The organism is Photobacterium lutimaris, from assembly GCF_003025555.1.
Classification (GTDB): Bacteria; Pseudomonadota; Gammaproteobacteria; order Enterobacterales; family Vibrionaceae; genus Photobacterium; species Photobacterium lutimaris.
This window is the reverse complement of the sequence record NZ_PYMH01000008.1, coordinates 128,913-146,744: the sequence shown is the minus strand read 5'-3', so window position 1 is coordinate 146,744 and position 17,832 is coordinate 128,913. Positions and strand designations below refer to the sequence as shown.

General features: G+C 52.2%; 16 protein-coding genes. 8 read left to right on the top strand and 8 right to left on the bottom strand.

What is annotated here, in order from left to right; translation table 11 throughout:
* The first annotated feature begins 209 nt into the window (after nucleotides 1-209).
* The 6 genes from C9I99_RS16870 to mutT all read left to right on the top strand — a co-directional run bounded on the left by C9I99_RS16870 (nucleotide 210) and on the right by mutT (nucleotide 8,324).
* Nucleotides 210-977 carry a cell division protein FtsQ/DivIB gene (locus tag C9I99_RS16870; RefSeq protein WP_107350024.1) on the top strand — a complete coding sequence of 256 codons (768 nt, stop codon included), beginning with the start codon at nucleotides 210-212 and terminating at the stop codon, nucleotides 975-977.
* A 52-nt stretch (nucleotides 978-1,029) separates the two neighbouring features.
* The gene (gene ftsA / locus C9I99_RS16865; RefSeq protein ID WP_107350023.1) at nucleotides 1,030-2,286 is read left to right on the top strand and encodes a cell division protein FtsA; all 1,257 of its coding nucleotides are present in this window, start codon (nucleotides 1,030-1,032) and stop codon (nucleotides 2,284-2,286) included.
* A gap of 33 nt (nucleotides 2,287-2,319) precedes the next feature.
* Nucleotides 2,320-3,513: a cell division protein FtsZ gene (gene ftsZ, locus C9I99_RS16860; protein ID WP_107350022.1), complete on the top strand. Its 1,194-nt coding sequence runs from the start codon at nucleotides 2,320-2,322 to the stop codon at nucleotides 3,511-3,513.
* Between the two features lie 115 nt (nucleotides 3,514-3,628).
* Nucleotides 3,629-4,546 (top strand): UDP-3-O-acyl-N-acetylglucosamine deacetylase, encoded by a 918-nt coding sequence (gene lpxC, locus C9I99_RS16855; RefSeq protein WP_107350021.1) that lies wholly within the window; start codon nucleotides 3,629-3,631, stop codon nucleotides 4,544-4,546.
* A 541-nt stretch (nucleotides 4,547-5,087) separates the two neighbouring features.
* A complete protein-coding gene (gene secA / locus C9I99_RS16850; RefSeq protein ID WP_107350020.1) occupies nucleotides 5,088-7,814 on the top strand; it encodes a preprotein translocase subunit SecA in 2,727 nt (908 codons plus the stop codon).
* Between the two features lie 102 nt (nucleotides 7,815-7,916).
* The gene (gene mutT, locus C9I99_RS16845) at nucleotides 7,917-8,324 is read left to right on the top strand and encodes an 8-oxo-dGTP diphosphatase MutT (protein WP_107350019.1); all 408 of its coding nucleotides are present in this window, start codon (nucleotides 7,917-7,919) and stop codon (nucleotides 8,322-8,324) included.
* A 162-nt stretch (nucleotides 8,325-8,486) separates the two neighbouring features.
* Here mutT and yacG read toward each other — a convergent pair whose 3' ends face one another.
* The 8 genes from yacG to nadC all read right to left on the bottom strand — a co-directional run bounded on the left by yacG (nucleotide 8,487) and on the right by nadC (nucleotide 15,783).
* Nucleotides 8,487-8,705 carry a DNA gyrase inhibitor YacG gene (yacG, locus tag C9I99_RS16840; RefSeq protein ID WP_243734636.1) on the bottom strand — a complete coding sequence of 73 codons (219 nt, stop codon included), beginning with the start codon at nucleotides 8,703-8,705 and terminating at the stop codon, nucleotides 8,487-8,489.
* Nucleotides 8,706-8,713: 8 nt separating this feature from the next.
* Nucleotides 8,714-9,451 carry a cell division protein ZapD gene (zapD, locus tag C9I99_RS16835; RefSeq protein ID WP_107350018.1) on the bottom strand — a complete coding sequence of 246 codons (738 nt, stop codon included), beginning with the start codon at nucleotides 9,449-9,451 and terminating at the stop codon, nucleotides 8,714-8,716.
* A gap of 19 nt (nucleotides 9,452-9,470) precedes the next feature.
* Nucleotides 9,471-10,091, bottom strand: coding sequence for a dephospho-CoA kinase (gene coaE, locus C9I99_RS16830; protein ID WP_107350017.1), 621 nt, complete (start codon nucleotides 10,089-10,091; stop codon nucleotides 9,471-9,473).
* Nucleotides 10,092-10,094: 3 nt separating this feature from the next.
* Nucleotides 10,095-10,964 (bottom strand): prepilin peptidase, encoded by an 870-nt coding sequence (locus C9I99_RS16825; RefSeq protein WP_107350016.1) that lies wholly within the window; start codon nucleotides 10,962-10,964, stop codon nucleotides 10,095-10,097.
* A gap of 171 nt (nucleotides 10,965-11,135) precedes the next feature.
* Nucleotides 11,136-12,356 carry a type II secretion system F family protein gene (locus C9I99_RS16820; RefSeq protein ID WP_107350015.1) on the bottom strand — a complete coding sequence of 407 codons (1,221 nt, stop codon included), beginning with the start codon at nucleotides 12,354-12,356 and terminating at the stop codon, nucleotides 11,136-11,138.
* A 91-nt stretch (nucleotides 12,357-12,447) separates the two neighbouring features.
* The gene (gene pilB, locus C9I99_RS16815; RefSeq protein ID WP_107350014.1) at nucleotides 12,448-14,148 is read right to left on the bottom strand and encodes a type IV-A pilus assembly ATPase PilB; all 1,701 of its coding nucleotides are present in this window, start codon (nucleotides 14,146-14,148) and stop codon (nucleotides 12,448-12,450) included.
* A complete protein-coding gene (locus C9I99_RS16810) occupies nucleotides 14,148-14,594 on the bottom strand; it encodes a pilin (RefSeq protein ID WP_107350013.1) in 447 nt (148 codons plus the stop codon). Before C9I99_RS16810 ends, pilB begins: the two co-directional genes overlap by 1 nt.
* 301 nt (nucleotides 14,595-14,895) lie before the next feature.
* Nucleotides 14,896-15,783 (bottom strand): carboxylating nicotinate-nucleotide diphosphorylase, encoded by an 888-nt coding sequence (gene nadC, locus C9I99_RS16805; RefSeq protein ID WP_107350111.1) that lies wholly within the window; start codon nucleotides 15,781-15,783, stop codon nucleotides 14,896-14,898.
* 358 nt (nucleotides 15,784-16,141) lie between these two features.
* Here nadC and ampD point away from each other — a divergent pair, with 358 nt between their 5' ends.
* Together ampD and pdhR are read left to right on the top strand one after the other, a co-directional pair.
* Complete coding sequence (gene ampD / locus C9I99_RS16800) at nucleotides 16,142-16,696, top strand: 1,6-anhydro-N-acetylmuramyl-L-alanine amidase AmpD (RefSeq protein WP_107350012.1); 555 nt, start codon at nucleotides 16,142-16,144, stop codon at nucleotides 16,694-16,696.
* Nucleotides 16,697-17,011: 315 nt separating this feature from the next.
* A complete protein-coding gene (gene pdhR, locus C9I99_RS16795; RefSeq protein WP_107350011.1) occupies nucleotides 17,012-17,785 on the top strand; it encodes a pyruvate dehydrogenase complex transcriptional repressor PdhR in 774 nt (257 codons plus the stop codon).
* Nucleotides 17,786-17,832: the final 47 nt, after the last annotated feature.

Sequence of the window (17,832 nt, the reverse complement as noted above, 5' to 3'; positions counted from 1 at the left end):
TGTATAAAAAATATATATTTGGCTTGTTTTTTGCTTTAATTTAAGCCTTTAGCCAAGGATATGCGAGGAATCGGCTATCAGATGTTGGAGAGCTGCATCTTGCTCGCTATAATCTGTCAACTTTACGTGAAAAGCGGAAAGGGTTGAGGGAATGACCTTGCCGCTTTTGCTGGTTAGGTATCGGCTATGACATCGGGATTAAACTATTTATGGCTGATAGTGTCCTAAAAAGAATATCGTTTTCTCCTGCGGCATCGTTACATAACCGCGGAGGATTGGCTTTTTTTCTCTTTGTGATCGGGTTTGTTGCCTGGCTGTTCAGCGCGGCAATCAACTGGATGACAGATGCCAACCGGCTGCCGTTGTCACAGCTGGTGGTTCAAGGTGAGTTACACTACCTCACCCCCGGCGATGTTCGGGCTGGTATTATGCACCTTGAGCAGCTTGGCAGTTTCATGACCCAAGATGTGGATGACATTCAGCACGCACTAGAGGCCATGCCTTGGGTGGCGCGGGCCTCGGTGCGCAAGCAGTGGCCGGATACCCTCAAGGTATTTCTTGTCGAGCAAGATCCCGCAGCGTTCTGGAATGGCCGAGACCTGGTCAACCATGACGGCGAGGTGTTCAAGGCACCGCCTGAGCAGGCTGGTCAATTACTGGTGGGCTTAGCTGGACCTGAAGGGACCAGTTTGGAAGTCTTGTCTGCATTGCACGAAATGCAACCGAGGTTACAGCATGCGGGCTTTGAAATTGCTACGCTGGCATTAAATGAACGTCGGGCTTGGCGGGTTTGGTTAACCAACGGCGTCAGGCTTGAATTAGGGCGTAAGGAGCGCATGGAGCGGATTGAACGTTTCATCGCCTTATCCCCGCAATTAGAACAGCACGGACAGGCTATCGAGTATATAGACTTGCGCTATGATACCGGAGCTGCTGTAGGCTGGGTCACCGATCCAGATCAGAGCAAAACCAAATAGATTGGCTCGACCGCAGCCTGTTTGGCTTAAGAGAACTATAAGAGTAGGCGCTATGACGAAGGCGGCAGATAAAAAACTGATAGTAGGCCTGGATATTGGTACGTCCAAAGTCAGTGCTCTAGTCGGTGAAGTGCTACCGGATGGCGAAGTTAACGTCATCGGGGAAGGTAGCAGTCCGTCCGGCGGGATGGATAAGGGCGGAGTGAATGATCTCGAGTCTGTAGTCAAATCGGTACAGGGCGCGATCTACAAAGCAGAGCTGATGGCAGATTGCCAGATCTCTTCGGTATTTTTGTCTCTTTCCGGCAAGCATATCCGCTGCCAGACGGAAGAGGGCATGGTGCCGATTTCCGACAAAGAAGTGACCCAGGATGACGTAGATAATGTTATTCACACGGCTAAGTCGGTAAAAATTAGTGATGAACATAAAGTTTTGCATGTAATTCCTCAGGAATTTGCTATTGATTACCAAGAGGGAATTAAAAATCCTGTTGGTTTATCTGGGGTACGCATGGAAGCCAGTGTTCATTTGATCACCTGCCACAACGACATGGCGCGAAATATCGTCAAAGCGGTAGAGCGCTGTGATCTCAAAGTCGATCAGCTTATTTTTTCCGGTTTGGCTGCCAGCCACGCCGTGTTGACGCCTGATGAACGTGAATTGGGTGTCTGTGTGGTTGATATTGGCGGCGGTACAATGGATATTGCTGTCTGGACCGGTGGCGCTTTGCGTCATGCGGCCGTGATTCCTTATGCCGGTAATGTCGTGACCAGTGATATTGCCTACGCGTTCGGTACTCCGCTAGGAGATGCTGAGGAAATTAAAGTAAAATATGGCTGCGCCTTGAGCGAGCTGGTCAGCAAAGATGCCAAGGTCGATGTACCGAGTGTCGGTGGTCGTCCGTCGCGCAGCCTGCAAAGTCAAACATTGGCTGAAGTGATAGAGCCCCGCTACAGCGAGTTGCTTGGTCTGGTTAATCAGAAGCTGATAGAAGTACAAGATCAACTGCGTAATGCAGGAGTGAAGCACCAGCTGGCCGCAGGCATTGTCCTGACCGGCGGTGCGGCTCAGATGGAAGGCCTGGTGGAGTGCGCCGAGCGCGTATTCAGCAACCAGGTACGTGTTGGCCTGCCGCTTAACGTCGTCGGGCTGACCGAACATGTGCAATTCCCACATTATGCAACGGCAGTAGGCTTACTGCATTACGGAAAGGATAGTCAGACATTTGACGATAGTGAAATTGAGCAGAAGCGTTCTGTTTCTGGCTTTTTCTCTAAGCTTAGTGGCTGGTTAAGAAAAGAATTTTAACCCTGATGCGAACAGGATGGACGGAGAGAACACATGTTTGAACCGATGATGGAAATGTCTGACGAAGCAGTAATTAAAGTCATAGGCGTTGGCGGCGGCGGTGGTAACGCAGTCGATCACATGGTACGTGAATCAATCGAGGGTGTTGAGTTTATCAGTGTAAACACTGATGCTCAGGCACTTCGTAAAACCAATGTAAGTACAGTGATCCAGATCGGTGGGGCTATCACCAAAGGTCTGGGTGCGGGCGCTAACCCACAGGTTGGCCGTGACTCGGCATTGGAAGATCGCGAAGCGATCAAAGCAGAGCTTGATGGCTCTGACATGATTTTCATTGCAGCAGGCATGGGAGGCGGTACCGGTACCGGTGCAGCCCCGATTATTGCTGAAGTGGCGAAAGAACTTGGGATCCTGACTGTTGCGGTGGTGACTAAGCCATTTAGCTTCGAAGGCAAAAAGCGCATGGCGTTTGCCGAGCAGGGTATCGAGGAGCTGTCAAAGCATGTTGACTCGCTGATCACGATCCCTAACGAAAAACTACTGAAAGTGCTTGGCCGTGGTATCACATTGTTGGATGCCTTCGCCAAAGCAAATGACGTATTGAAGAATGCGGTACAGGGTATTGCCGAGCTGATCACCCGTCCGGGCATGATCAACGTCGACTTTGCTGACGTACGCACCGTTATGTCTGAAATGGGTCACGCCATGATGGGCAGCGGTGTTGCAACCGGTGACGATCGTGCTGAGGAAGCGGCAGAAATGGCTATTTCTAGTCCGCTACTGGAAGATATCGATCTGGCTGGCGCGCGTGGTGTTCTTGTTAACATTACAGCGGGTCTGGACATGCGTCTGGACGAGTTCGAAACGGTAGGTAATACCGTGAAGGCATTTGCTTCTGACAACGCTACCGTGGTTATTGGTACGTCGCTTGACCCAGAAATGTCTGACGAGCTACGTGTAACGGTTGTTGCGACGGGTATTGGCAAAGAATGCAAGCCTGACATCACGTTGGTGACGGGTACCGCTAAGCCGGTACAGGCCGTGGCAGCGGAGAAACCAGCGGCAGCTTCTGCTCCGGCGGAAGAAGCCAAAGCGGCGCCATTGAACCAGCCGGCCTCGGCAGCTGATTCTGCCAACCAGCAGGCGGCGACAGCGGCAAATCCGAAGCCTCAGGCGGATCACGACTATCTGGATATCCCAGCATTTTTGCGCAAGCAAGCTGACTAAACGCGCAAAATATTTTGGGAAGCTGGTTAAAAAGTGATAAGATATCTGTCCTTGCCCTTTTTTTGACTAAGGGTTGGGGCCGATATCATGGCAATTTTATAGTTGAGACAAGCAGATGATAAGACAACGTACACTGAAAAGCATTGTGCAAACGACTGGGGTGGGACTTCACTCTGGCCGTAAAGTGACGCTTATTCTTCGTCCTGCTGCTGCAAACACTGGTGTGATTTATCGCCGTACCGATTTGAATCCGCCTGTTGATTTTCCAGCAGACGCAAACTCGGTCCGCGACACCATGTTGTGTACTGCTTTGGTTAATGAACAAGGCGTACGTATCTCAACGGTTGAGCACCTTAACGCTGCGTTGGCAGGAATGGGTATCGATAATGTGATTATCGAGGTTGATGCACCTGAAATTCCGATTATGGATGGTAGCGCCAGCCCGTTCATCTACCTGCTACAGTCTGCCGGCATCGATACCCTGAATACGCCTAAGCGTTTCTTGCGTATCAAGAAAACTGTTCGCGTCGAAGATGGTGATAAATGGGCAGAACTCCGTCCTTTTAACGGGTTCCGTTTGGACTTCGCTATCGATTTTAATCACCCGGCGATTGATTCAGAGCAGCAGCGTTTGGTTCTGGATTTCTCCAGCCAGTCATTTGTCAAAGATATCAGCCGTGCCCGAACTTTCGGTTTCATGCGTGATATCGAATACCTCCAGTCACAGAATCTGTGCCTGGGCGGAAGTTTTGACAATGCGATTGTACTTGATGATTACCGTATTCTTAATGATGAAGGGCTTCGTTTTGACAACGAGCTCGTGACCCACAAGGTCTTGGATGCCATTGGTGACCTTTACATGTGTGGCCATAACATTATTGGTGAAATGGTGGCTTACAAGTCAGGCCATGCGCTTAACAACATGCTACTGCGTGCAGTACTTGCTGATCAAGAAGCGTATGAATGGTCGACCTTCACTGACGAGCAGCAAGTGCCTGTCACCTTTGCTCAACCAGGTATGGTACTGGCATAAACTAGCCGAGTGCCCACTCAACGATTTCAAAAACGCTGGACTGTGTCCGGCGTTTTTTTATGCCGCGTATTTATTCTTTTCTCTGGATACGAGCCGTTAGTCGCACGTAGTACGACATTCTGGGGCAAAAGTAGTGGCTAAGTTCTAATTTTTCGAATATGGAAAACATCGTCGGGGCATTTGCCATAGGCGACACCGCCAATATGGCTTATTATATCTAGCTTGGGAGAGCATTGACCAAGGTCGTTTGGCTTAATGAGATCTGCTTGGGTTTACCCCCTCCACGGATGGCCGATGGTGTTCAATTTCTGGTATTGTTTTCATTTATCCCTTGAAATGGTCGACTCGTACCACAATATCATCAATAACCATTGTTTTTCGTATCGGCTTCCGTAGTCACACCAGTGGCGAATTTAGACGGGACAGGGATGATTAATCGCAAGTCTAAGCCTCGCGCTTTGTTGATATAATCCCGGTTGAAAAATTCAGATTAAGAATTCAGCCTGATGGGTTGAAATAACTAAGAGAAAACGGCAACGCCATGTTATCAAAACTACTGACCAAAGTTATCGGTAGCCGTAACGACCGCACATTGCGTCGTATGCGCAAAATTGTTGACCAGATCAACAAGCTTGAACCTCAATTCGAAAGCTTGCAGGACGAAGAACTAAAGGCCAAAACGGTTGAATTCCGTGAGCGTATTGAGCAGGGTGAAAACCTTGACCAGCTACTACCTGAAGCCTTTGCTACCGTACGTGAAGCGTCCAAGCGTGTGTTTGGTATGCGTCACTTCGATGTCCAGCTGATCGGTGGTATGGTATTGAATGCTTGCCAGATCGCTGAAATGCGTACTGGTGAAGGTAAGACCTTGACCGCTACCCTGCCAGCTTACTTGAACGCCCTTACCGGTAAAGGCGTGCACATCGTTACGGTGAATGACTACCTAGCCGCACGAGATGCCGAAACCAACCGTGCTTTGTTTGAATTCCTTGGTATGACTGTTGGCGTTAACGTGCCAAACATGCCGCCTCAGGCGAAAAAAGAAGCCTACTCAGCCGACATCCTATACGGCACCAACAACGAATTTGGTTTTGACTACCTGCGCGACAACATGGCATTCCGCCCAGAAGATCGCGTACAGCGCGAGCGCTTCTTTGCGGTCGTCGATGAAGTCGACTCCATCCTTATCGATGAAGCCCGTACCCCGCTTATCATTTCTGGCCCAGCCGAAGATAGCTCGGAGCTATACACCAAGATCAATACCCTGATCCCACAATTGGTAAAACAGGATCAGGAAGACAGCGAAGAATACCGCGGCGAAGGCCATTACACGGTTGATGAAAAATCGAAGCAAGCGCATTTAACCGAAAACGGTCAGGAGTTTGTCGAAGAGCTGCTTAAGCAAAACGGCATGATGGAAGAGGGCGATACGCTTTACTCGCCAACAAACATCAGCCTGCTGCACCACGTCAATGCCGCATTGCGTGCCCACGTGCTGTTCGAGCGCGATGTTGACTACATTGTTAAAGACGATGAAGTGATCATCGTCGATGAGCATACCGGCCGTACTATGCCGGGCCGTCGCTGGTCAGAAGGTCTGCACCAGGCTGTTGAGGCCAAAGAAGGGGTGAAGATCCAAAACGAGAACCAGACGCTAGCGTCTATCACGTTCCAGAACTACTTCCGTCTTTACACCAAGCTGTCAGGCATGACCGGTACAGCTGATACCGAAGCATTCGAATTCCAATCTATTTATGGTCTGGAAACCGTTGTGTTGCCAACCAACAAGCCGATGATCCGTGATGACATGGGTGATTTGGTCTACATGACTGAGCTGGAAAAATTTGCGGCGATCAGTGAAGACATCAAAGAGCGTGTCGAGAAAGGCCAGCCGGTATTGGTTGGTACGGTTTCGATTGAAAAATCTGAGTTACTGTCTAAAGCGCTGAAGAAGCAAGGTATCAAGCACGAAGTCTTGAATGCCAAGTTCCACGAGCGCGAAGCCGATATCGTTGCCCAGGCCGGTGCGCCTTGCGCGGTGACTATCGCAACCAACATGGCAGGTCGTGGTACGGATATCGTATTGGGTGGTTCATGGCAGAGCGAAGTGGCGAAGCTGGATAACCCAACTGACGATCAAATTGCCAAGATCAAAGCCGATTGGCAGCAGCTGCACGATGCCGTGCTGGCGTCTGGTGGTTTGCACATTATCGGTACCGAGCGCCATGAGTCTCGCCGTATCGATAACCAGCTACGTGGTCGTTCTGGCCGTCAGGGTGATGCCGGTTCCTCGCGTTTCTACCTATCGATGGAAGACGGCTTGATGCGTATCTTCGCTTCGGATCGTGTTTCGAACATGATGAAGAAGCTGGGTATGGAAGAAGGCGAAGCGATTGAGCACCCATGGGTGACCAAGGCGATCGAAAACGCCCAGCGCAAGGTTGAAGGCCGTAACTTTGATATTCGTAAGCAGCTGCTTGAATTCGATGATGTGGCTAACGACCAGCGTAAGGTGGTTTACGAGTTGCGTGATGAGCTGATGAACGCTGAAGATATCAGCGAGATGATCGAGCAAAACCGCGAAGACGTGATCCAAGCGGTGATCGATGGCTACATCCCGGCACAGTCGCTGGAAGAGGTGTGGGATATCCAGGGTTTGGAAGAGCGCCTCAAAGCCGATTACGATATGGAGCTGCCTATCCAGCAGTGGCTGGACAGCGAAGAGAAGCTTTACGAAGAAGCGTTGCGTGAACGTATCGTAGAGCAAGCTGTTGAAATTTATCGTCACAAAGAAGAAGTTGTGGGCGCGGAAGTACTGCGTAACTTCGAGAAGACGGTCATGCTGCAAAACCTTGATACGCTGTGGAAAGAGCACTTGGCCGCAATGGATCACCTGCGCCAGGGCATCCATCTGCGTGGCTATGCCCAGAAGAACCCGAAACAGGAATACAAGCGCGAGTCGTTTGAACTGTTCGAAGAGATGCTGGAGAGCCTGAAGTCTGATGTTATTGCGATTTTGAGCAAAGTACGTGTTCAGCAGCAGGAAGAGGTTGAGCGCGTGGAAGCGGAGCGTCGCCGCCAGGCTGAAGAGCTTGCTCGCCGCCAGCAGTTCCAGCATCAGAATGCGGAAAATCAAATTGCCGACGAAAGCCAAGCAAGCGATGAGGCTGCGCCATACCAGCGTGAAGAGCGCAAGGTAGGTCGTAACGAATCGTGTCCATGTGGCTCTGGCAAGAAGTACAAGCAATGCCACGGTAAGATCAACTAATCGGGCTGCTTAACCCATATAAAAGGCCGCATTCGCGGCCTTTTTATTATGCTTCACTTAATAAAGAGACCTGATGATCAGGCAGTGAGAGAGTAAACGGCTTTGGAAAAGAAACAGGTGTGGATTTCGGCGGGGATTATTCTTAATGCCGAGCAAGATAAAGTATTCATTACCCAGCGGGCTGCCAAGTCTCACCAGGGCGGTTTTTGGGAGTTTGCCGGCGGCAAGGTCGAAGCGGGTGAATCGGCCGAGCAGGCGGTTGTCAGGGAGCTGTATGAGGAAGTCGGCATTCAGGCAACAACACTGGAGCACTTCATGGCACTGGAGCATGACTATCCGGAGAAGTCGTTGAAGTTTGATTTTTTCTTGGTACGTGCATTTGAAGGCAAGGCCTATGGCAAAGAAGGCCAGCCAAGCGAGTGGGTGCGTCTGGAAGAGCTAACTAACTACGCATTCCCAGAAGCCAACGATGTGGTGCTTCAAAAGCTCGCTGCGCTTAGCGAGGCTTGAGGCTAATCGGCTCGAGGCTAATCGGCTCGAGGCAATTGTCAGTGTTAGACAGATCAATGTAAAAAAGGGGGCTTATCTTATGATAAGTCCCCCTTTTTTAATCAGTGAGTAATGAGCTCTTGCTCTTCCTCGCGCCGAGGACCAAGGGCCCCTAGCCGCAGATCAATATCCCATATCTTCCGACCAGCCGTCGGAATCTGACAGGTCCGGGGCACCTGGGATCGTTTTCTCTTCTTCTGCCCACTCACCCAAGTCGATCAGCTGGCAGCGCTTGCAGCAGAATGGACGGAACGGGCTCTGCTCTCCCCACACAACATCGGTTTGGCAAGTCGGGCATTTCACCACGGTGATCGGTGTGGCTGGTGTGTTGGATGGTGTCACGTGTTACCTCAGCAAATCGCTAGTTTAAATTCAATCGTCTCAGCAATACCGGCACCTTCTTCAAATGGCATGAAGCGAATGGCAAACCGGCTGCGGTGTCCTGATATCATAGGGTAGACACCATGGCTGGGGCAAATATCCAGTCGGATCAGACTGGCTTCATTCGCATCGTGCTGGAAGAAACCACCACGCGCAACTTGATTTTGGAATTGGCCACTTTCGCGCACCAGCTTGAGCCAAAGGCTCAGGGCGACACTGAGCTCTTTGATTTGTGAGAGCCAATTGGCCAAATCACTCTGCTTGTGGGCAAGGGGTAAATGCAGCCAGTGGTGCAGGGCCGGCAAATCAAAGCAGCAGCTGCCCCCCGGGATCGAAAGGCGTTGTTTGATCGCGCCGAGAAAACGGTCTTCGCGCAGGGTCTGGCCCAGGCGATTGGCGGTCAACAATTGGTGTTGGCCTTGCTCCAGTTGGTCGAGTAGGGCCAGCAGGGCGGTTTGATCCACCCCGTCAATGTTAAGCCAGTGCTTGAGTCGCCCGCGTTGCTTTTCAAGATCTTTGGCGAGTTCAGCCTTGAGCTGGATCTGATCAAGAATTTCCAGCAAGTCAAACAGAGCGCGGAAGAATAGCTGATACTGCCATGGATCGCTGAGTGCGCTGGCATGGTGCATTTGGCGGATCAGGTATTCCAAACGAAGGTAAATCCGTACCTTTTCGTTCAACGGGTGTTCAAAGCGGTTTACTTGCATATCAACCTACCCAAATTAGTTAGCACTGCGGTGTATTGTTTTGCTGGCGGCTCAGCGCCAGATATTCTAGGTGCAGTTTGGTCACTTGCTGCTCGAGGTTGTCACCATTGCCATTATTGCAAATTATATCGTCGGCAGCAGCAAGGCGTTGTTCGCGGCTGGCCTGAGAAGCCAAAATACGGCGAACCTGAGCGGTAGGGACATTGTCCCGCTGCTGGGTCCGTGCTACCTGGATCGCTTCATCGACATCGACCACCAACAGGCGGTCGGTCATTGCCTGCAGGTTATTCTCTACCATTAGCGGGACAACCAGCAAGCAATACGGTGATTGGGCTGCAGCGATATCTTGTTGCATTTTTTCCCTGATCATCGGGTGCAATAACTGGTTAAGCCACTCTTTTAATTGACTATCACTGAAGATGGCTTCACGCAGCTTACTGCGATTAAGCGACCCATCTGTCAGTAAGATGTCAGAACCCAGCTTCTCTACAATGGCTTGCAGACCGGTGCTACCGGGCTCAACCACTTCGCGGGCAACGATATCGGCGTCGATGATATCAATATGCTTGGCGGCAAATAAATTGGCCACGGTGGTTTTTCCGCTGCCGATCCCGCCGGTTAGTCCGATGACAAGAGACATAAATCAAAGCCCTAGATATGAGGTTAAATACCAGTTGAGCAACGGCTCACCCCATAGCATCGCCACCCAGCCGGCAATGGCCAGATAAGGGCCGAATGAAAAGGGTTGCTGCCCGTCAGCCTGCTGGCGGCGCATCATGATAATGCCGCAGATGGCACCGACCAGAGAGGAAAACAGCACGACAAACGGCAGTAACTGCCAGCCCAGCCAAGCCCCGAGGGCAGCCAATAGCTTGAAGTCACCGTATCCCATCCCTTCTTTGCCAGTCAGTAGCTTGAAAGTCCAGTACAGGCTCCATAGCGAGAGATAACCGGCCATGGCACCGATAATGGCATCTTGCAGGCTGACCGGGGAAATCCCCAGCAGCGCCAGCATTACCCCCGCCCACATCAGTGGCAGGGTGATTTGATCTGGCAGTAACATCTTGTCGATGTCGATGAAGGTCAGGGCGATCAGGGAGAAACTGAACAGGATCACCGCCAGCGACCACGGCGAAGGTGGCAGATAGAGGGCGACAGTGGTGCTTACTACGGCGGTCAATAACTCGATGGCCGGATAGCGGGCACTGATATTGGCTTGGCAGTGACGGCATTGTCCCTTGAGCAGCAGCCAGCTGATCACCGGGATGTTATCCCACATGCTGATCTGTTGCTGACAGTGGGGGCAACGCGAGCGCGGGATACTGAGGTTAAAGGTACCGGTGTCTTGTTGCGGGCCGAGTTCAGGAAAATACTCGGTGCAGTCGGCTCTCCACTGGCGCTCCATCATGATTGGCAGGCGATAGATCACCACGTTGAGGAAACTACCAACCAGCAACCCGAAAATGGCCGCAAAAACAGGAAATAACCAAGGATATACAGACAGCAACGTCATGAAAAAACTCTCATATTACTCAATGGGGATATTGTAGGGGAATCATGCCGGAGGATAAAGGCAGAACCGAGGAAAAGCAGAGCTATAAACTGGCATTCATTGGATAAATCCGGCATGCCCATAGCCCATAGCGCACCTAGGGACTAGGATCCAGGATCTCGCCTCTTACAACTAGCCAACCACACTCATCAGCTTGAACACCGGCATGTACATAGCAACCAGCAATCCGCCGATGACCGTACCGAGGAAGATGATAATCAGTGGTTCGAGAATTTTACCAAGGTTATCAACGGTATTATCGACATCGCTCTCGTAGGTGAAGGCCACTTTGTTGAGCATGTCATCAATCGAGCCTGACTCTTCGCCAATCATCACCATCTGCAGCATCAGCTCGGGAAAAACCTCGCTGTGGCGCAGGGCAAGATGGAGCGGCATACCGGCGGCAGTGTTGCCGTGCGCGCCTTCAATGGCTCGCTCGATAAAACGGTTGCCCGCGGTCTTGCCTGCGGCCTCGATACCGGTCAGCAATGGGATCCCCGAAGAGAAGGTGGTGGCAAGGGTACGGGCGAAACGGGCAATCGCCGCCTTGAGCATGATCGGCCCGACGATGGGGAAGGCGAGCAGGGCACGGTGGACCCGCAGCTTGTTGCTATCCGATTTGCGATAAGCCATCACGGCAAGCATCGAGGTAACCAGCAAGCCCAGTGCGAGGAGGGGGCCGTCATTCAGCAAAAAGTTAGACACATCGATGATTTTTTGGGTGAACCACGGCAGCTCGGCACCAAACCCCTTAAAAATGCTGGCAAATTGCGGGATGATGAAAATTAGCATCAGCAAGGTAACGAGAATGGCGGTAAGGGTGACCATGGTGGGGTAAATCATCGCCTTGATAACCTTTTTACGCATGGCTTCGCTTTTTTCCCGGTAGCTGGCTAGGCGCTCGAAGGCTTGTGCCAAATGGCCGGTTTGCTCGCCGGTGGCGACGAGATCACAATAGAAGTTATCGAACAGCGGCGAGCTGGTATTCAAGGCTCTGGCCAGGCTCGAGCCCGCTTCGACCTGGTTGCCGACCATGGTCAGCGTGGCTCTGGCCTCGGCCTTGTTGTGGCTATGCGCAATCAGCTTGAGTGCCTGTACCACCGGAACCCCCGAGTTGACGATGGTTGCCAGCTGGCGAGTGATGGCGGTGACATCCTGGGCGGTAAATTGGTTGCGGCGCTTGCTCAGGGTCGAGGGCTTGTAGCGCTTGATTTTTTTGACTTGGATTTGTTGCTCGCCGAGCTTGGTACGGATCTCTTGCTCCTGATAGCCGACCATGATGCCGGACAGGCGCTTGCCGCGAGGGTTGATCCCGCGCCAGCGGTAGTAGCGTATTTTTCTTTCCTGGGCCATGGCTTACTCTCTAGCTATTCAAGGTACTGGTATTTTTAAGGTATTGGCTCTTGTGGGGCGATGAGATGCCGTGCTCTGACATCAAGAGCTCTTAAATAAAATGGAGCACGCGCTGCAGCTCAGCCAAGCCGGTGGTGCCTTGGCACAGTTTTTCTATGCCGGCCTGCTTGAGGGTGATCATCCCTTGCTGGCAGGCAATCTCTTCCAGCTCCAGGGTACTGGCCCCTTGCATCAGGGCTTGGGATAGCGGGCGGGAAAAGGGCATGACCTCATAAATCCCCACCCGGCCCAAATAGCCTTTGTTGCAATCATCACAACCGTTCAGGTTGGCTTTGAACAGTTCGGCATCCGGCGGTATATCGAGCTTGGCGCGCAGCAACGGGTCAATGTCGTCCGGCTCCTTGCAATGCGGGCATAGCCGACGGGCGAGGCGCTGGGCAATGATCAGGCTGAGCGACGAGGCCAAGTTGAAATCCTCTATCCCCATGTTGGTCAGGCGGGTAATGGTCTCCGCTGCCGAGTTGGTATGCAGGGTGGAGAGCACCAGGTGACCTGTCTGGGCCGCTTTGACCGCAATACTGCCGGTTTCGATATCGCGAATTTCGCCGACCATGACCACGTCCGGATCTTGGCGCAGGAAAGCCCGCAGCGCTTCGGCAAAACCCAAGCCGGTAGCGGGGTTGATCTGCACCTGGTTGATCCCCGGCAGGTTGATCTCGACCGGATCTTCGGCGGTGGAAATATTGCGTGTTTCGGTATTGAGGATCCTAAGGCCGGCGTACAGCGAGACGGTTTTGCCGCTACCGGTCGGGCCGGTCATCAGGATCATGCCTTGCGGCTGATTCAATGCATCAAGGTAGGCTTTTTTCTGACCGTCGTTGTAACCAAGGAGCTCAATGTCGAGCTTGCTGCTACTGGCATCGAGGATCCGCAATACTACCTTTTCGCCCCACATGGTCGGCAGGGTCGATACCCGCAAGTCGACCGAGACACTCTCGGACAGCTTGAGCTTGATCCGGCCGTCCTGCGGGATCCGTCGCTCGGCAATATTGAGCCGTGACATCACCTTGAGCCGGGTTGATAGTCGGCGTGATAGATTCGCCGGCGGGGTGGCGTACTGGTGCAAGATACCGTCGCAGCGAAAGCGGATCCGAGAATGCTTCTCGTAGGGCTCGAAGTGGATATCCGAGGCGTTTTTGCGCAGCGCATCGAGCAGAGTCTGGTTGATATAACGGGTGACCGGGGCGCTGTCGCTGCTGAGATCCGTGGTGTCATCGACCAGCTCGCCATCACTGAGATCGACCAGATCGGTCAGCTCACTGTCGCTGATCCCGCGTTGCGGCGCATGCTGTTCGGTGCCCTTGAGTTCACTGCCATAGATCCGGCGAATCGCGGCTTCGAGCTGCTTGTATTCGAGCAGCATCGGCTCGACCTGCTTGCCGGTGGCGAAGCGGAACTCATCGAGGGCATCAAGGTAGGTCGGGTCGCACAGACCGATAAACAGGGTATTGTCGGTGGCGCTCAGTGGCAGAACCCGGTGGCGCAGGATCAAGTCACGCAGGTTGAGGCGCTTGCAGCACTCGGCATAGTCATACTGGTGGGCATCGACCAGTGCGACGGCAAAAATGACTTCCAGCTGGCGGGCCAGGTCCTGGCTGGTCATGATCCCCAGCCCAATCAAGGCGGCAGGTACAGACAGCTTGTCTGCCTGTACCTGGTCGATCACCTGTTGCAACTGCACCGGGCTGATCAGCTCAGCCTGGTGCAGGATTGACGCGAGGTTGGTGTGCATTAGCTGCCTGAACAGTCAATGCCGCGACCTGGAGTCGTAGCTGCGCATCCTGTACCGGTGAGATCCCAATCCATTGCCCCATTAGTAATACTTGGAGTAAGGGTAATTGCCATGTTGGCTCCACCAGCTTGGCCTGTCGAAGTGACTGTGATTACACCATCAGCGACAGATATTCCATCGACAAAATTCACTGTAGCACCACCATTACCAACGGCGATGGTATCTGGGATGCCATTTGTGTTGTGGGCACAGCCAGTTAGAGTACCTAAATCCTGTGCACAGAGTGCCACTGCGGTTTTAAAGCCGGTAGTCCCCGCCACTGCACCTGCCATACGGGCACGCTGGGTGTAGTCAGAGTACGCCGGAATCGCGAAGGCTGAGATAATCCCAATAATCGCCACCACAATCATCAATTCAATCAGCGTAAAGCCTTTTTGTCCTTTCATTGTTTTGTCCTTGTATTATAACCATCACTTGTTTGTGTGTTGGTAGCATACGCTTGATATTCATAGTGTTTCATTGCCTGCGAGAGGTTGCTGGAAATGGTTCAAAGATATAACAGCGGTGTTGCAGCGCTTGCAGTCAGAGTTGCGAGTTATTTGGCGTAGGTGCGCAGAGGACAAGGAGGGCGGTTGGATTGAAGTTATTGATTTAATGGTCAATTTTTAAGTTTCTGGGCTGAGGCCCAAAAACAAAACAGGCCCCCAAAGGAGCCCGCTGTGATATTCGCGTTGAAACCTGGTGCGTCTATTTGAATCGCATCGACAAGTCCATCGCCTTGAGGTGCTTGGTCAGCGCGCCGACGGAAATATAATCCACGCCGGTTTGGGCAAACTCGCGGATGGTATCCAGCGTGACGTTGCCGGAGTTCTCCAGCGAGGCACGGCCAGCGTTGATGGCCACTGCTTGGCGCATCATGTCGGTGGTGAAGTTATCCAGCATGATGATATCAGCACCGGCATCAATGGCTTGTTGCAGTTCCGCCAGTGATTCGGTTTCTACCTCGACTGGCTTGCCTGGGTTAAGCTGCTTGGCGCTACGGATAGCCTGTTCGATACCGCCACAGGCGATGATGTGGTTCTCCTTGATCAGGTAGGCATCGAATACGCCGATACGGTGGCTGTAACCACCGCCGCAGGTGACGGCATATTTCAGCGCGCTGCGCAGGCCCGGAATCGTCTTGCGGGTATCGAGCAGGCGGCAGTCGGTACCTGCGAGTTGTTTGGCATACTCGGCAACCGTCGTCGCACAACCTGACAGGGTCTGGATGAAGTTCATTGCGTTGCGTTCGCCGATCAGCAGGATACGAGACGGGCCACGCAGGGTGCACAGGGTTTGGTTCGGCTCAACCGTGTCGCCATCTTCGACATGCCACTCAATGCTGACTTCGCCTCCCAGTTGGCGAAATACTTCCTCGGCCCACATCTGGCCGCAGAAAATACCGTGTTCACGGGTAATGATAGTGGCGACCCCTTGACTGTCCGCCGGGATCAGGCTGGCAGTGATATCGCGGCTGGCGTCAATCTCGCCACCGAGATCTTCACGCAGGGTATCGGCAACGGCACGGGTGATTTCGAGGGGAAGTTGCTGTTTAAGGTAATTCAAGCGCGATTCGCTGTCGTGCTTCTTTTCCATTTGAGTCATGACAAATCCGTAGCAAGGTTTGGCTGCTGAATAGGGGCGGGAGCCGCTCCCGGGTTAACTGGCGCTGATCATACCGCGATGTGCCCTTAGATCCTAGGTGCGAGTGCCTAGTTCCTGGGAAAAGCGGGAAAAGGCGGTGCTAGAGGGCGAGTTCCTAGATTCTAGTACCTAGAACAGAGCGGGGAGCACGGAATGAAGAAGAGCAGGTTCGAGGTCCTAGAGGGAGCAGGAAAGGCAAAAAAAAGAGCGAAGAGCTTGACGTGTTATCGCTATCAGTAAATGCTTCCCCAGCACTTCTCCAGAGACTAGGATCGAGAGACTAGGATCGAAAATCCCCCAGGACTGAACAATGTTAGTTATAAACCAAGACCATTGGCTGGAAGGGGTCAAGCATGTCCCTTCACCGTTCCATGATGTCAGGCCGGATAGTGACGATATTTCGCTGCTTGTTGTACATAATATCAGCTTGCCGCCGGGCCAATTTGGTGGCCCGTATATCGAGCAGCTGTTTACCGGTACGCTAAAATCTGACGCACATCCCTATTTCGAGTTAATTTCCGGTTTTCGGGTATCAGCCCACTGTCTAATTATGCGAAATGGCGATATTATCCAGTTCGTTCCGTTTAATCGTCGAGCTTGGCATGCAGGTGTGTCGACATTTGCAGGCCGTGACAAATGCAACGACTATTCAATTGGAATTGAACTGGAAGGAACGGATACCCTGCCATATACCCCAGCCCAGTATGACACCCTTACCGCGCTAACCCAGGTACTGCTCGGTCACTACCCCCGCATGGATGCCAGCCGGATCACCGGCCATGAGTTTATCGCTCCCGGACGCAAAACCGACCCGGGTCTGGCCTTTGATTGGCTAGCGTATAAGTCTTCAATTTTGCTCAAATAATCGCCTCTTAGCCACATGGCTGATGAAGAAATTGGCGGGGAAATGTAACAGGTAATTGGTCTGACCATAGTGTGTTTCTTCGCCAGCTCTTGCCCTAACCCCTGTTGAATACTAGTGTTTGCCATGTTTTAACAAGTTTTCATAATTTGAAATTTTTGTTAAATCACCCCTCGTTCTATGATTTCAGTCAAGTTGTCGGTAGACATCCTCAATTATTTCTGTAAAATTTCCATCTATAGTTAAATTGGTAATACCAATTATCCGTATTCCGGACGACCTTGAAACGCAATAAGTGCAACCAAGAATAAATAACTAATGACTTATAAACGAATTCGCCAACCCAAGCTCTCCGATGCTATCGAGCAGGAACTGGAGCACCTGATCCTAGAGGGAATCCTATCCCCGGGTCAGCAGCTGCCGCCTGAACGTGAGTTGGCCAAACAATTCGATGTTTCTCGCCCATCTGTCCGTGAAGCTATCCAGCGCCTAGAGGCAAAAAAACTGCTCACGCGCCGCCAGGGTGGCGGAACCTTTGTGACCGAAAAGCTATGGCAGAGCTTTTCCGAGCCACTGTTGGAACTACTTTCCGCCCACCCAGAGACCCAGCTAGACTTGTTGGAGTCGCGCCACGCCCTAGAGGGCCTGGCTGCTTACTATGCCGCCCTGCGCGGAAACTCTGAAGATTTCACCCGTATTCGTGACTGCCATACGCGGATACAGGAAGCCCAGCAGCAAGGTGATATGCCGGCCGAAGCCGCCGCTGTGATGCAATACCTGATAGCGGTGACCGAGTCCGCTCACAACGTGGTATTGCTCCATATCATCCGTAGCCTTGCCCCTCTGCTGGAGCAAAACGTATTACAAAACTTTGAGCTCCTGAACCGTCGCCCTGATGTGGTGGAAAAGGTGCGCAATCATCGAGCCAACATTGTCCAGGCGATTGTTTCGGGTGAGCCCGAACAGGCCCGCGAAGCATCGCATGCACATTTGGCTTATATCGAGGAAACCTTGTTGGATTTATCGCGAGAAGACAGTCGACGACAACGCTCTCTTCGACGCATTCAACAACGCAAGGACGGGCTGGATTAGCACCTCTCATATAAGCCGAGGGCGCTAGTAAACAGTCGCGACATTGT